The organism is Wohlfahrtiimonas sp. XWW7, from assembly GCF_056716055.1.
Window position 1 is genome coordinate 1,595,405 of the sequence record NZ_CP168032.1, and the last position, 14,098, is coordinate 1,609,502.

General features: G+C 39.2%; 13 protein-coding genes and 1 pseudogene. 4 read left to right on the forward strand and 10 right to left on the reverse strand.

Annotated features, from left to right (window positions below):
• Positions 1 to 27 precede the first annotated feature (27 nt).
• The 7 genes from ACA100_RS07690 to serS all read right to left on the reverse strand — a co-directional run bounded on the left by ACA100_RS07690 (position 28) and on the right by serS (position 6,430).
• Positions 28 to 1,170 (reverse strand): ABC transporter ATP-binding protein, encoded by a 1,143-nt coding sequence (locus ACA100_RS07690; RefSeq protein ID WP_481077123.1) that lies wholly within the window; start codon positions 1,168 to 1,170, stop codon positions 28 to 30.
• A 183-nt stretch (positions 1,171 to 1,353) separates the two neighbouring features.
• Positions 1,354 to 2,319, reverse strand: a complete 966-nt coding sequence (gene rsgA, locus ACA100_RS07695) for a ribosome small subunit-dependent GTPase A (protein WP_481077124.1) — start codon at positions 2,317 to 2,319, stop codon at positions 1,354 to 1,356.
• Positions 2,320 to 2,325: 6 nt separating this feature from the next.
• Positions 2,326 to 2,649, reverse strand: a complete 324-nt coding sequence (gene fdxA, locus ACA100_RS07700; protein WP_481077125.1) for a ferredoxin FdxA — start codon at positions 2,647 to 2,649, stop codon at positions 2,326 to 2,328.
• Between the two features lie 15 nt (positions 2,650 to 2,664).
• Positions 2,665 to 3,864, reverse strand: a complete 1,200-nt coding sequence (gene tyrS, locus ACA100_RS07705) for a tyrosine--tRNA ligase (RefSeq protein ID WP_481077126.1) — start codon at positions 3,862 to 3,864, stop codon at positions 2,665 to 2,667.
• A gap of 16 nt (positions 3,865 to 3,880) precedes the next feature.
• The gene (locus tag ACA100_RS07710) at positions 3,881 to 4,867 is read right to left on the reverse strand and encodes a L,D-transpeptidase family protein (RefSeq protein ID WP_481077127.1); all 987 of its coding nucleotides are present in this window, start codon (positions 4,865 to 4,867) and stop codon (positions 3,881 to 3,883) included.
• Between the two features lie 7 nt (positions 4,868 to 4,874).
• Positions 4,875 to 5,126: a YfhL family 4Fe-4S dicluster ferredoxin gene (locus tag ACA100_RS07715; protein WP_077925451.1), complete on the reverse strand. Its 252-nt coding sequence runs from the start codon at positions 5,124 to 5,126 to the stop codon at positions 4,875 to 4,877.
• 32 nt (positions 5,127 to 5,158) lie between these two features.
• Entirely contained in the window at positions 5,159 to 6,430 is a 1,272-nt protein-coding gene (gene serS, locus ACA100_RS07720; protein ID WP_481077128.1) for a serine--tRNA ligase, read from the reverse strand.
• Between the two features lie 187 nt (positions 6,431 to 6,617).
• On the opposite strand from serS, the gene ACA100_RS07725 reads away from it, so the two are divergent.
• Entirely contained in the window at positions 6,618 to 7,634 is a 1,017-nt protein-coding gene (locus ACA100_RS07725; RefSeq protein WP_481077129.1) for a cytochrome-c peroxidase, read from the forward strand.
• Between the two features lie 156 nt (positions 7,635 to 7,790).
• Positions 7,791 to 8,375 (forward strand): annotated as a pseudogene (tehB, locus tag ACA100_RS07730) (SAM-dependent methyltransferase TehB); the annotation flags it as partial.
• Between the two features lie 109 nt (positions 8,376 to 8,484).
• On the opposite strand, the gene ACA100_RS07735 reads toward tehB, so the two are convergent.
• Genes ACA100_RS07735 through ACA100_RS07745 form a run of 3 tightly spaced genes read right to left on the reverse strand, consistent with a single transcriptional unit; the run spans position 8,485 to position 11,830 of the window.
• Entirely contained in the window at positions 8,485 to 9,486 is a 1,002-nt protein-coding gene (locus ACA100_RS07735; protein ID WP_481077130.1) for an LLM class flavin-dependent oxidoreductase, read from the reverse strand.
• 9 nt (positions 9,487 to 9,495) lie between these two features.
• Positions 9,496 to 10,878 carry a hypothetical protein gene (locus ACA100_RS07740; RefSeq protein WP_481077131.1) on the reverse strand — a complete coding sequence of 461 codons (1,383 nt, stop codon included), beginning with the start codon at positions 10,876 to 10,878 and terminating at the stop codon, positions 9,496 to 9,498.
• Positions 10,879 to 10,888: 10 nt separating this feature from the next.
• Positions 10,889 to 11,830 carry an ABC transporter ATP-binding protein gene (locus ACA100_RS07745; protein ID WP_481077132.1) on the reverse strand — a complete coding sequence of 314 codons (942 nt, stop codon included), beginning with the start codon at positions 11,828 to 11,830 and terminating at the stop codon, positions 10,889 to 10,891.
• Positions 11,831 to 11,902: 72 nt separating this feature from the next.
• Here ACA100_RS07745 and ACA100_RS07750 point away from each other — a divergent pair, with 72 nt between their 5' ends.
• Positions 11,903 to 12,097: a hypothetical protein gene (locus tag ACA100_RS07750; RefSeq protein WP_481077133.1), complete on the forward strand. Its 195-nt coding sequence runs from the start codon at positions 11,903 to 11,905 to the stop codon at positions 12,095 to 12,097.
• Positions 12,098 to 12,203: 106 nt separating this feature from the next.
• Positions 12,204 to 14,096, forward strand: coding sequence for a tRNA uridine-5-carboxymethylaminomethyl(34) synthesis enzyme MnmG (mnmG, locus tag ACA100_RS07755; protein ID WP_481077134.1), 1,893 nt, complete (start codon positions 12,204 to 12,206; stop codon positions 14,094 to 14,096).
• Positions 14,097 to 14,098 lie beyond the last annotated feature (2 nt).

Below are 14,098 nucleotides of genomic sequence, written 5' to 3' on the forward strand. Positions count from 1 at the left end.
GACCTCCTTAAGTCATTTAAATCTCAATTAAGAGATCAAAACAACGGCAGAATCAGCATCAAAGCTGACGTAAACACGGTCCTCATAATTAATGGGGAGCTCTACTGCGCGACGATGGTTCATTTGTGCGGCGGTGATCATTTTGCCATTATCCATTTTAACGTGATAAATGGACATATCACCCAAATAACCAATATCCCAAACTTCACCCTGCATACAGTTGATTTCTGGATTTTCAGGCGGAGTTAAAGAAATATCTAGTTTTTCAGGACGAACAGCAATCCATGCTTGTGAGCCAACAACTGCACCAACACCTTGATTACACAATAAAGGCGTTTCGGTTTCAAAGCTATTGACAGTTGTATGCGTTGGCGATAAATCCGCGATGACACCTTCAAATACGTTCACATCACCAACAAATTCGGCAACATAGAGTGAATTTGGGTATTCATAAATTTCAGTTGGTGTTGCCACTTGCGTCAATTCACCGCTATCCATAACGGCAATTCGGCTGGAAACCGTCATTGCTTCCTCTTGGTCATGCGTTACGATCACAAAAGTGATGCCCAATTCTTCTTGAATGGTCATCAGTTCAAACTGAGTTTGTTCGCGTAAACGTTTATCCAATGCGCCGAGTGGTTCGTCCAATAAAAGTAGCTTTGGTTTTTTTACAATGCTTCGTGCAAGCGCAACGCGTTGACGTTGGCCACCTGATAACTGGTGTGGTTTACGTTTAGCAAATTTCCCCATTTGTACCAATTCTAGCATTTGATCTACACGCTTTTTGATTTCAGGCTTTGCCACTTTTTCCTGTTTCAGGCCAAAAGCAATGTTGTCTTCTACCGTCATGTGAGGGAAAAGAGCGTAGCTTTGGAACATCATGTTGATAGGGCGCTCATAAGGTGGAATCAATGAAATATCTTCACCATCTAGTAATATCTTTCCAGAAGTCGGTGTTTCAAAGCCTGCCAACATGCGTAGTAAAGTGGTTTTGCCACAGCCAGAAGGACCTAAAAGAGAGAAGAATTCTCCTTTGTAAATATCCAAAGAGATATTATTGACCGCGATATATTCATCAAATACTTTAACCAAATCAATGATTTCAATATATGGAACAGAGTTTGGATCGCGCCAAGGTTCGTAAGATTTTTTTGTAAGAATAGGTGACATCACAGCTCCTTAATTCAGTACCGTTAAGTGAAAGATCAAGGCGATTGGTTGCAATCTTTTTGTTCAGAAGAATCTTGAGTGCTGCCGCTCGTTGAATTATGTAAGTTATATCAAATGATAAAGGCAATGCATTTTATAGCGATTGAGAGAAATAGCAAGAGAATTTTGCCAAAAATCTAGCATTTATAATGCAGTTTGCATGATTTGCAAATAACTTTGAATGCGGCGTTCTGATATTAAATGTTCCTCTAAGGCAGATTCAACGGCACAACCTGGATCTTGTAAATGACGACAATTGCTAAATTTACATTGCGCAACGAAAGGCATTATATCTGGGAAACCATGTTGAATGGATTCTACAGTTAAATGATCAATATTAAAACTGCGAACGCCTGGAGAGTCGATTAATGCACCTTGATGATTCTCCATATGGTACAAAGTGGTGGCGGATGTTGTATGGTTGCCTAAACCTGTTGTTGCACTGATGCGTTGAGTTTGTAGTGATAACTCAGGGATCATGGCATTGGTGAGGGATGATTTGCCTACACCTGATTGTCCAACAAAAATAGAGGTTTTGTGATACAGCTCTTCTTTTAATTTAGTTAAAGATGCAGGATCAGTTTGTGATGTTTTAATGACTCGGCAGTCGAATATTTTTTGATATTCATCTACGAAAGAGAAGTCGTCACTCTCTTCGAGCATATCAATTTTATTGATGATGAATAGCACAGGGATATTAAACTGACGAATAGCAATCAAATAACGGTCCACTAAAGATGGGCTTGGCTCAGGTTTGGGTGCAAGCACAATGATGATCTGATCTAGATTCGCTGCAATTAACTTTTTGCGTTGACCATAAGAGACGCGAGCAAGTTCATTATTTCGCTCGATGGATTGTAAAACTACAGGGATGTCATTCTCAAAAGTGAAATAGACATAATCACCACACACAATGGTTTCTAGATTTTGACGAATATTGGCCTTATAGATTTGATGCTCGGCATCTTCCACCATTAAGTGTGGACCATGCTGAGCGATCACTCTCCCTTTAAAGAGAGAGTCTGGATCTAAACTCTTTAACGCGTCGATCTGCTCGACTTTTTTGTTGGAAATACGTTCGTGCTGTTTTTTGGTTAATCGACGCGCCATCAGTTATTATCGCTCAAGTAATTCTAGTTTGTTAGGTTTGCCGTCCCACTCTTTGGCATCATCAGCGTGCTCAGTCATTTGAGTAATCACAGGCCATTGTTGTGCCAATTCGGCATTCAAATCTAAGAATTGAACTTGATCATCAGGTAGATCATCTTCCGAGAAAATTGCATTCGCAGGACATTCTGGCTCGCACAATGTACAGTCAATGCACTCTTCAGGATCGATCACCAAAAAGTTTGGGCCTTCGTGAAAACAATCCACGGGACAAACTTCTACACAGTCTGTGTATTTGCATTTAATGCAATTTTCGGTAACAACGAAAGTCATAATAACCTCTAGAAATTAGTTAACTGTAATTTTAGCAAAACGACGTTTACCCACTTGGAATACTGCTGTTGTGCCTTTTGCAATTTTCAAACCGCGATCAGAAATTTTCTCTTGATCAATACGAACAGCACCGCCATCAATTGAACGATTACCTTCGGAAACAGATGTTACTAAACCTGCTTCTTTCAATAGTGCAGCGATCTGAATTTCACCTTCTGGCGCAGTTACCGTGATCTCTTCGATATTTTCAGGTAAATTACCTTTTTGGAAGCGTTCGATAAAATCACGATGAGCCATTTCATAATCAGATTCTGAATGGAAGCGAGAAATGATCTCTTTACATAATAAGAATTTGATATCACGAGGATTCATGCCTTCAGCAACAGATTTTTTATAGCCTTCGATGGTTGCTGTAGATTCAAAGCTCAGTAGATCAAAATAGCGCCACATCAAAGTGTCTGACACAGACATTAATTTGCCAAACTGCTCAACAGGAGTGTCGTCAACACCAATATAATTGCCCAAAGATTTAGACATTTTATTGACGCCATCTAAGCCTTCCAATAAAGGCATTGTGATGACGCTTTGTGATGCTTTGCCATAAGCTTTTTGCAGATCGCGTCCCACTAATAAGTTGAACTTCTGATCTGTACCGCCTAATTCCACATCCGTATTTAAGCTGACTGAATCATAGCCTTGTAATAAAGGATAGATGAATTCATGTAGAGCAATGGGTTGATGGCCTTTGTAGCGTTTTTCAAAATCATCACGTTCCAGCATTCTTGCGACAGTGTAGTGCGATGCTAATTGAATCATACCAACTGTACCTAGCTCACCTAACCATGATGAGTTGAATACTACTTTAGTCAATTCTGGATCTAAGATTTTAAAGATCTGCTCTTGATAAGTTTTTGCATTTTCAACAACTTGCTCGCGCGTTAAAGGTTTACGTGTTGTATCTTTGCCTGATGGATCACCGATCATGCCTGTGAAGTCACCAATCAAGAAGTTGACTTCATGCCCAAGCATTTGGAAGTGTTTCATCTTATTGATAACAACAGTATGACCTAAATGAAGATCAGGGGCAGTTGGGTCGAAACCCACTTTAATTCGAAGCGGACGGTTTTCTTTTAACTTCTCAGTTAAACCTTCAATTGAAATAATTTCGTCAGTTCCACGTTCTAATAACGCCAAACTTTCTTCGATAGATGCCATCAAACTCTCCTGCTATTTATTTAAATTTATCCCAGTCAATATTAATTGCACTGCCACTTTCTTGTGGTTGAGGATTTTGGTTGTTGGGGTCAATTTTTTGACCGACATGTGTTGGTAAACCTGACATTTTCTCGATTGTGAGATCCAGTAAACGACGATCAACCATTTGAATGTTTGGATCATTTAGATAGGGCGCTAAAACACCATAGGCAATTTGTTTTAAGCCTTCAGTATCTAAATTATCTTCTTCTAAAGGAGGGTGGACTTCGATCAAAAGCTCATCACCTTTCCAGCCCACTTTAACGGGTTCATTAATGAATGAAACAGATGTGCCATTTGGTACAATTCTGTGTAACTCTTCAATATTTTGAGGGAAGAAGCGCATGCAACCATGAGTAACGCGCATGCCGATGCCTGTAACATCGTTAGTGCCATGTAACAGATAGCTTGGAATGTTCAATCTTAATACATGATTGCCTAAAGGATTGTCGGGGCCAGCTGGTACAACTCTTGGTAGAATGCCTTTACCCATTTCCTGATGTTCGCGGCGAATACTTTCAGGTGGATACCAAGGCGGCGCTTCTTGTTTAATTGTAACTTTCCATGTGCCTAATGGTGTTTTCCAATCCATTCGGCCAACACCAACGGGATAGACATACACAACATCTTCGTCCTTTGGGAAGTAGTAAGTGCGCATTTCTGGGATGTTGGATACGATCCCTGTGCGTTTTTTACCTGGCAAAATGTATTCGAAAGGCAAAATGACAGGCATTTGTGATGATGGCGTCCAATAATTAGCATTCGGATTTGCCCATTTGAGCTCATCATAGCCTGCTTCATATCGTACACTTAAATCAACAAATGATTCGCCTGTTTCAGGGTAGATGACTTCTGTATAGCCAACAACATCCGAGCCTTTTTCAGGCATTGGATATTGTCTTGCATTAGCATTACTGAAGAACCCTATTGTTACCATAAGACACAAAAGAGAAGTTTTTTTCATAAACTTTTTACTTTCCAGCTTGAAGTTTCTCGTATTTTGCCATTAACTCATCTTGAGTTTCTGGCTTAGCGGGATCCTTGTTGATACATTCAACAGGGCACACTTCCATACATTGTGGCGTGTCAAAATGTCCCACGCACTCTGTACATAAGTTTGGATCGATAACATAAATTTCAGGACCCATTGAAATTGCTTCATTTGGGCATTCTGGCTCACAAACATCGCAATTGATGCATTCATCTGTTATCTCTAATGACATAGCTAAAACCTCTTTGACTATATAAATAAACTCTAAATGTGAGTTTTACCGTTCATATATGGAATCAATACTTCAGGAATGCGTATTCTACCATCTTCTTCTTGATAGTTTTCCATTACTGCAACTAAAGTTCTACCCACAGCTAAACCAGAGCCATTCAATGTATGCAATAACTCAGGTTTGTTTGTTTCGCTATTACGGAAACGTGCTTGCATACGGCGAGCTTGGAAATCACCACAGTTAGAGCAAGAGGAGATTTCTCTATATTTCTCTTGACCAGGCAACCATACTTCGATGTCATATGTTTTTGTTGCGCCAAAGCCCATATCACCTGTACATAGTACGATTGTGCGATAAGGTAAACCCAACTTTTCTAACACAGTTTCAGCATGACGAGTCATCAATTCTAATTGTTCAAAAGACTTAGAAGGATGCGCTAAGTGAACCATTTCCACTTTTTCAAATTGATGCATACGGATCAAGCCGCGAGTATCGCGACCGTAACTACCAGCTTCTGATCTGAAACATCCGCTGTGTGCGACATAAGATAATGGTAATTCGTTTTCAGGGATGATTTCATCACGCACTAAATTTGTGATAGGTACTTCAGCCGTTGGGATCAAATAATATTGATCTTCACCTGTTAATTTGAATAAGTCTTCTTCAAATTTAGGCAATTGTCCTGTGCCTTTTAAGCTGTCGCTGTTAACGATCATCGGTACGTTTAATTCAGTATAACCATGCTCTTCTGTATGAAGATCTAACATGAATTGAGCTAACGCACGATGTAAACGAGCTACGCCTGCATGTAGTACTGTAAAACGTGAGCCTGTAATTTTTACGCCCGCTTCAGAGTTAATGCCTTGATTTGCTGCACCTAATGCAACGTGATCTTTGACTTCAAATGTGAATTCGCGTGGTGTTCCCCAGCGACGAATTTCGACATTATCATCTTCATTTTTACCAGCAGGTACAGATTCATCAGGTAAATTAGGGATCGACATGAGAAGTTGATTCAAGTCAGATAAAATTGCATTTAATTCTTTTTCTAAGGACTCTAATTTCTCAGTATTGTTGGAAACTTCTTTCAAAATTTCATCAATATTTTCGCCTTTTGCTTTAGCTTGGCCAATACGTTTAGCATTAACGTTGCGTAAATTTTGAAGTTCCTGAACTTCAATTTGTAAACCCTTACGACGTTCATCTAATTCAATAAATTGTGCTTTATCAAATTCATAACCGCGTGTTTGAAGACGGGTTACAACATCATCGAGATTGTGACGAAGTAACTGGATGTCTAACATTGATGACCCCTTGAAATATTATTAGAAAATACCCCCCATTATAACGAATAACGAAGGGAATAACAAAGCCATAAAATGGGGTGGTTACTTTCATTGAAGCATATGTATTAGACTAGCGATCAAATTCTTGAATGATAGCTCGGTGTGGTTAATCGGTGAGAACTTTATAAAAGGGAGTAAATCTATAATGTTAAGTAGAAATAAATTTTGGGTAACTATGGGTGTATCCATTTCTATGGTGATCGGGGGATCAGCATTTGCTCAAGCAAAACGTGATGCAATTATTCAGCCCATTGGTGATGTTGTGATTGAAAACTCAGCAAAAGTAGAATTGGGTAAAAAGTTATGGTTCGATCCACGTCTATCAAAATCAGGCTTTATTTCATGTAACTCATGTCATAACTTATCTATGGGTGGCAGTGATAATTTAAAAACATCCATTGGTCATAATTGGCAGGAAGGCCCAATTAACTCGCCAACGGTGTTGAACTCTAAATATAACTTTGTGCAATTCTGGGATGGCCGAGCAAAAGACTTAAAAGAACAAGCAGGCGGCCCAATTGCTAATCCTAAAGAGATGGGTTTTACACATGATTTAGCAGTGGAAGTGATCGAGTCGATTCCTGGTTACGTGACAGAATTTAAAGCTGTCTATGGCACTGATACTATTACGATTGATGAAATTACAGATGCAATTGCAGGTTTTGAAGAGACTTTAGTAACGCCCAATTCACGTTTTGATCAATGGTTGAAAGGTGATGATGGTGCATTAAACGAACAAGAATTAGCAGGCTATGACTTGTTTACGACATCTGGTTGTATTGCATGTCACTATGGTACCGCGATGGGCGGAAGTTCATTTCAAAAAATGGGCTTGATGGAAGAATATGTGACAGAAAATCCTGCGCAAGGTCGAGTTGAAGTGACGGGTAAAGATTCTGATCGTTTTATGTTTAAAGTACCAACATTGCGTAATGTTGAATTAACTTATCCGTACTTCCACGATGGTGCTGCGGAATCATTAGAAGATGCCGTTGCGATTATGGGGCGCTTGCAATTGAAGCGTAATTATAACGATGAAGAAGTGGCAAACATTGTTGCATTCTTGAAAACTTTAACGGGCGATCAACCACAATTAATGATGCCAATTTTACCACCATCGGTGAATGAAACACCAAAACCAGCGCCATTTGATCAAAAATAATAAAGATGGGGCAATAATAAAAGTGTAGGGGGTTCAGCTCAGTCATATTTTGGCTGAGCTTTTTTTATCCTATCTGTTTTATTCAGTAACATGGTTATAATAATGAGCATTGATCCACTATAAGAATATGAGAAAGCTATTATGAGTAAGATTCGCGCAGTTGACTATTATCATCACAATTATGATTTAACGATGCCACATACAGATGTTATAGCGGCAACTGAAAAAGTGAAGCCATGTAAAACATTTGATTTGGGCTGTGGTCAAGGTCGTAATAGTTTATATTTGAATTCATTAGGATTTGATTTAACTTCTGTGGATGTGAATTCTAATAGTATTGCTTTTTTAAAAGATGTGATTGCCAAAGAAGGTTTAACAAATATAGAGCCTTCGGTTTATGACATTAACTCAGCTAAAATTGAAGGGCAATATGATTTTATTTTTTCGACTGTTGTATTCATGTTTTTGAATTCAGATTGTGTGCCAGATATTATCCATAACATGCAAGAGCATACTAATGTGAACGGTTATAACTTGATTGTATCTGCAATGGATACAGCACAATATCCATGTGATCAAGGCTTTTCATTCACATTTAAAGAAGGTGAATTACAGGAATATTATAAAGATTGGGAAATTGTCACTTATAACGAAGATGTGGGTGAATTACACCGTTTAGATGCCAATGGCAATCGCGTGAAATTACAGTTTGCGACGATGTTGGCCAAGCGCCTTAAATAATTAACTTAGATGGTACTGTTATATTCATAAAGCCATTTCGTCCTACTGAACTGCACCCCAAAAGTTGGACACAACTTTGGGGTGATTTTAGATCTTATTGTTAGTTAAATCACACAAATTGAAACTGTGGTAATTCTTTAGCAAGTTTCAAAGTTTTCAAGCGTGCAGCTTGTTCGTAAATGCCACAAGTAACAATTAATTCATCAGGTTGATACTCAGCTAGAAACTCATCAATTTGAGGTGAGGCAGAATCTACTGTGCCAACGAATGAGCAAGCTAATGCGGTGCTTGTGCTCTGTTTTTCAGCTGGCGACCAGAAAGCATTGATATCTTTGATTGGCTTTGGTGTTAAGCCTGCTTGGTTGCGTCGTAAATTTGTGAAAGCTTGCTGTTTAGATGTGAAATGATATTCAGCATCTTCAACAGTTTCACTTAAGACTAGATTTGCCGCAATGCTAACATAAGGTTTAGCCAATTGTTTCGATGGCTTAAATTGCTTGCGGTAAATGTCTACTGCTTGTTTCAAAGCTTGTGGTGCAAAATGTGAAGCAAATGCATAGGGTAAACCCAAATGTGCCGCCAATTGTGCGCCAAATAGACTAGAGCCTAGTATCCATAACGGAATTTTCGTGCCACGGCCAGGAAATGCTTTAACTAGATCAGTCTCATCATCCGAATTTAAATAATATTGCAGTTCTACAACATCGCTTGGGAAATGATCAGATTTTTGTTGATTACGGCGCAGTGCAGTTGCTGTTGTCATATCGCTGCCAGGTGCTCGACCTAATCCTAAGTCAATGCGATTAGGGAAGAGTGTTGCCAATGTGCCAAATTGCTCTGCAATCACTAAAGGTGAATGGTTAGGCAGCATGATTCCACCTGCACCAATTCTGATTGTCTGTGTGTGATTACCAATGTGGCACAGTAAAAGGGAGGTTGCCGCACTCGCAATGCCAGCCATATTATGGTGCTCAGCTAACCAGAATCTTTTAAAACCTACATTTTCAGCGCATTGTGCTAGTTCAACAGATTGATGAATTGCTGTTGCAATGGTTTGCCCTTCGCCAACGGGCACTAAATCCAATAATGACATCGGAATTTTCTTCTGCATAATCGCTCCTTACGCATTTTGTTCTTTAAAGCTCGGCATGAATTTATGCCAATTCATTTTAAAGAGTAAGATGAATATCGCTGTTTGTATCATGGGGGAGAAAATGGCCAATATCAATGAGCTCATACCTGTACTTAAACTGGGGAAAAATAGCCCCGCAGGAATAATATTAAGATTAAGTGGATAGCTGAGGTATAGTAGTAAGAAAATAAATATTAAATAGGTGTTTTTACGTGCAAGGTTAAAATAGAGTACGATCACAATATCGCGAGTAATGAACAGTAGAAATGAAAGTGTAATAAGTAGTGCGCGTGTTGCATCATGAGCTGATTCTTCGGTGTAAATAATAATACAAGCGATGATGGCAAAAATAATGGTGAATAAATAGCTCGTTAACCAAGTAGGTATGCTGTAAAACAGTTTTTCACGCGCATTGTATTGCCAATAGCGACCTAAACGAATCCAAGTGGATGCATCTTTATTTGTGTAATAAAGCGTGAGATAAATGGATGCTGCACAAAACATTGCTGTGATACTGAAAAATGACAGTGAGGCATTTTTACCAAAAAAATCTTGGGTTGAAAATTGAGTGCATCCAAACATGATGATGGAAAATAATAAAAATCCTGCCCACCATAAGGGTGAAACCTTTTGCCCAAATTCACTACGAAACAGGTTATATAAACCGATCATGCACCATATGCTTAAAGATATAGTGATGATCAAAATATATTGCACTTCATTAATGTATAAGCCGAAGAAGCGTATCGTTTTTGCTGCGAGCATGGAGGACCAGAAATCGTGGCTTCCCCAAGGCATGAAAAATATGGCAATGATAAGAAAAATCCAAGTGGCAGAAGAAGATCTTATTTTGCGTGTTGTTTTCGTACTGCCTTTTCTCCACATCAATAAGAAATTCATCAATACATTGCTTTGAATGGTGAGGATGATTAATGAAAGAATTGCCCAATAAATAAAAGCAGATCGTGCGAAATAGGCTGGTGTAATAGATAAAAATGAGAAATGAATTTGCATGGTCATAAATAGAATGAGTCCAATTAACCATTGCATACAGGATGCGCCGAATAATTTACCCAACAGCATTTGCATCGGGGAAATACTACTGAGGCGCTGGTAATCCCAAGTACCTTGTTTGAACTCTTGTAAAAAAGCATTGATCACATTATTAGAGCCCCAGAAACCCACAATGCAAAGAAATAATCCTAAATAAACATTTAAAATAGCGGTAAAAGAATCGAGGTTGTAATGTGCAAACAGTAATAGATTGGCTGATAAAAATAGCGATAAGCCAATGCCGATTAAAGAAAAATTGGACCACAAATTCCGAGTGAATTCAGGGTTGTTTAAAAATAGTGAATAGCGTTTCATCATTCAGATTCCTTTAAATACCTTGCTGTTGATGTTGATCCAAAATATTGAGATAGGTATTTTGTAATGTTTGGCTGCTGATGGCGAAATGGATGATTTGCCAATCTTGCATTAATGCTTTATGAAGTTTGTATAGCGCATGATTATCTACAGTCATTGTGCATTCAATCACGCCATCTCCCATTTTTGCATGAATGAGTTGGTTTTGTAGATACGCGAGGAGCGCAGGGTGATCTTCAGTATTCACAAGGGCGATTTCTATCATTCGCTCCGATACTGTATTGGGTTGAATATGACCTTTGGATTGATAAGTTTGGTAAGAGAGCATTTTACCTTTCTCTAAAATCAAAATGCCCGAGCAATAATCTTCCAGTTCATCCAAAATATGCGATGACACAATGAATGTCATGCCTTCTGTGGCAAGCTCCAGAATAAATCTCGATAGAGCATGTCGAGATTGTGGGTCTAAGCCTGATGCAGGTTCATCTAAGAGTACAATTTTGGGGCGATGGATTAATACCTGTGCTAATGCAAGTCGCTGTTTTTGTCCGCGAGATAAGTTTCTTGCCAATGTATTTCCGTTCATATCTAATTGAACTTTGCCGAGCGCCCATTGAATGGCATTGTTTAGTTTGTCATCGCGTAAACCATGTGCCCATCCTGCATATGTGAGATTTTGTATCAGGTTGAGATGATCATATAACCCAAAATGATCAGGGAGATAGCTGATGATTTTGCGGGCCTGATCAGGTTGCTCCCAAACATTAAGGTCATCAATATAAATATTGCCGTGAATAGGTTCATCCAAGCCTGCGATCGCTCTTAGAAGTGTTGTTTTACCCGCACCATTTGGGCCAATTAATGCTGTAATGGAGCCTTTAGGTAATTCGACATTGATGTTGTTCAGTGCGCGTGTTTCTGGGTAATCATAATAGAGATTTTCGACTTTTATCATTATGTGCTCATTGGATTTTAAATTTATGAATAATCAGTTAGATTATTATATCCGAAATCTCTTGAAACCTTAATGAAGGAAGTTGTGTATGAAAAAAGGATTGTTAATATTGCACAAGAAATAACAGCAGGAGAATGGTCGGCAGCCAAATTAACGATGAGAACAGTTGTACCAAGTTGGCAGAAAATTGAATCCATTGAGCTGACTTATGAATATCCAGAACAAAACACAGGTACGGTGGTGATTTTACCGAAAGTCTTTGAGTAATTTTTCATAATCGGTAATTATGTAAATCTATGCATGAATTATTGGGATTTTAGTGCAAAACTGATAATATAGCTCTTTTGCTTTTCTTTAAGATATAAGTGTATTTATGGACTTTCCTAGACATTTTGGCGTAATTATCGTCGGTGGCGGACATGCTGGCACAGAAGCAGCGATGGCTTCAGCAAGATTAGGTGTTCCCACATTACTATTAACACATAACATTGAAACAATCGGGCAGATGAGCTGTAACCCAGCAATCGGCGGGATTGGGAAAGGGCAGATCGTTAAAGAGATCGATGCACTTGGCGGTTTAATGGCAAAAGCGACAGACTTAGGTGGTATTCAATTCCGTATTTTGAATGCATCGAAAGGTCCAGCGGTTCGTTCATCACGTGCACAAGCGGATCGTGCTTTGTATCGCGCAGCTGTTCGTAAATATGTGGAAGAGCAAGAAAACCTCTTTATTTTTCAACAAGCGGCTGATGATTTCATTGTTGAAGGCGATAAAATCACTGGCGTTGTGACGCAATCAGGCATTCGCTTCCATGGTCATTCTGTTGTATTGACAGCAGGTACATTCTTATCAGGCTTGATTCATGTGGGTATGTCCAACTATGAAGGCGGCCGTATGGGTGATCCACCATCTAACAGTTTGGCGCAAAGATTGCGTGAATTGCCTTTGAATATTCATCGCTTGAAAACAGGTACACCGCCACGAATTGATGGTCGTACAATTGATTTTTCAGGCATGGAAGAGCAGAAAGGCGATGATCCTGTGCCATATTTCTCTTACATGAGAGAAAGATTGCAGCATCCGCGTCAAATTTCTTGTTGGACAACTTATACCAATGAACGCACGCACGATATCATTCGTGGTGGTTTGGATCGTTCACCAATGTATGCAGGTGTGATCGAAGGCATTGGCCCAAGATATTGTCCGTCGGTTGAAGATAAAATCATGCGTTTTGCGGATAAAGATCGCCACCATGTATTCTTAGAGCCAGAAGGCTTATCAACCTATGAATATTATCCAAATGGTATTTCAACAAGCTTGCCATTTGATGTTCAAATTAACTTGGTTCACAGTATTCCAGGGCTAGAAAATGCGCATATTACTCGCCCAGGTTATGCGATTGAGTATGATTTCTTTGATCCTCGTGATTTGAAGTTCACATTGGAAACTAAAGCGATTAAAAACTTGTACTTTGCAGGTCAAATTAATGGTACGACAGGCTATGAAGAAGCTGCTGCACAAGGTTTGATTGCAGGCTTAAATGCTGCGCGTAATTACTTGGGTAAAGAAGAATGGTATCCATTACGCCATGAATCATACATTGGTGTCATGTTGGATGATTTGATCACGCAAGGCGTTCAAGAGCCTTATCGTATGTTTACATCACGTTCTGAGTATCGTTTGATCCTACGCGAAGATAATGCAGATGAGCGTTTAACGCCGATTGGTTATGAATTAGGTTTGGTCAGCGAAGAGCAATGGCAACACTATTTGCAGAAAAATGAAGATCGCATCGCAGCGGAAGCACGTTTGCGTGAATGGATGGTGGTTCAAGAATCTGAGCAAGGTAAGCAATTGCAGGCAGAAACTTCTGTTGTTATGCCACACAATATGAGAGCATTAACGCTTTTGAAGCGCCCAGAAGTGACGTTTGAATCTTTAGAATCATTGCCAGAAGCACCAAAATTTGATGATTTATCTCGCATTGCAATTGAAGATGTTGTGATTCAAACGAAATACGAAGGTTACATTCAGCGTGGTATGGATGAGATTGCTCGTAATAAGAAGTTTGAAGAGGCTAAATTGCCACATAATATTGATTATGCTGCAATTAAAGGTTTATCAAGAGAGCAGTGTGAGAAATTAACACGTCAAAAACCTGAAACAATTGGCCAAGCTTCGCGCATTCAAGGTGTAACACCTGCGGCGATTTCTCTATTATTGGTACTTTTAAGAAAAGGACTCATTCCAACAATTAAGGAATAATG

Excerpts from the sequence above, each read along its gene's own strand:
- ACA100_RS07690 (WP_481077123.1), bottom strand. The coding sequence starts at position 1,170 with ATGTCACCTATTCTTACAAAAAAATCTTACGAACCTTGGCGCGATCCA.
- rsgA (WP_481077124.1), bottom strand. The coding sequence starts at position 2,319 with ATGGCGCGTCGATTAACCAAAAAACAGCACGAACGTATTTCCAACAAA.
- fdxA (WP_481077125.1), bottom strand. The coding sequence starts at position 2,649 with ATGACTTTCGTTGTTACCGAAAATTGCATTAAATGCAAATACACAGAC.
- tyrS (WP_481077126.1), bottom strand. The coding sequence starts at position 3,864 with ATGGCATCTATCGAAGAAAGTTTGGCGTTATTAGAACGTGGAACTGAC.
- ACA100_RS07710 (WP_481077127.1), bottom strand. The coding sequence starts at position 4,867 with ATGAAAAAAACTTCTCTTTTGTGTCTTATGGTAACAATAGGGTTCTTC.
- ACA100_RS07715 (WP_077925451.1), bottom strand. The coding sequence starts at position 5,126 with ATGTCATTAGAGATAACAGATGAATGCATCAATTGCGATGTTTGTGAG.
- serS (WP_481077128.1), bottom strand. The coding sequence starts at position 6,430 with ATGTTAGACATCCAGTTACTTCGTCACAATCTCGATGATGTTGTAACC.
- ACA100_RS07725 (WP_481077129.1), top strand. The coding sequence starts at position 6,618 with ATGTTAAGTAGAAATAAATTTTGGGTAACTATGGGTGTATCCATTTCT.
- ACA100_RS07735 (WP_481077130.1), bottom strand. The coding sequence starts at position 9,486 with ATGCAGAAGAAAATTCCGATGTCATTATTGGATTTAGTGCCCGTTGGC.
- ACA100_RS07740 (WP_481077131.1), bottom strand. The coding sequence starts at position 10,878 with ATGATGAAACGCTATTCACTATTTTTAAACAACCCTGAATTCACTCGG.
- ACA100_RS07745 (WP_481077132.1), bottom strand. The coding sequence starts at position 11,830 with ATGATAAAAGTCGAAAATCTCTATTATGATTACCCAGAAACACGCGCA.
- ACA100_RS07750 (WP_481077133.1), top strand. The coding sequence starts at position 11,903 with ATGAAGGAAGTTGTGTATGAAAAAAGGATTGTTAATATTGCACAAGAA.
- mnmG (WP_481077134.1), top strand. The coding sequence starts at position 12,204 with ATGGACTTTCCTAGACATTTTGGCGTAATTATCGTCGGTGGCGGACAT.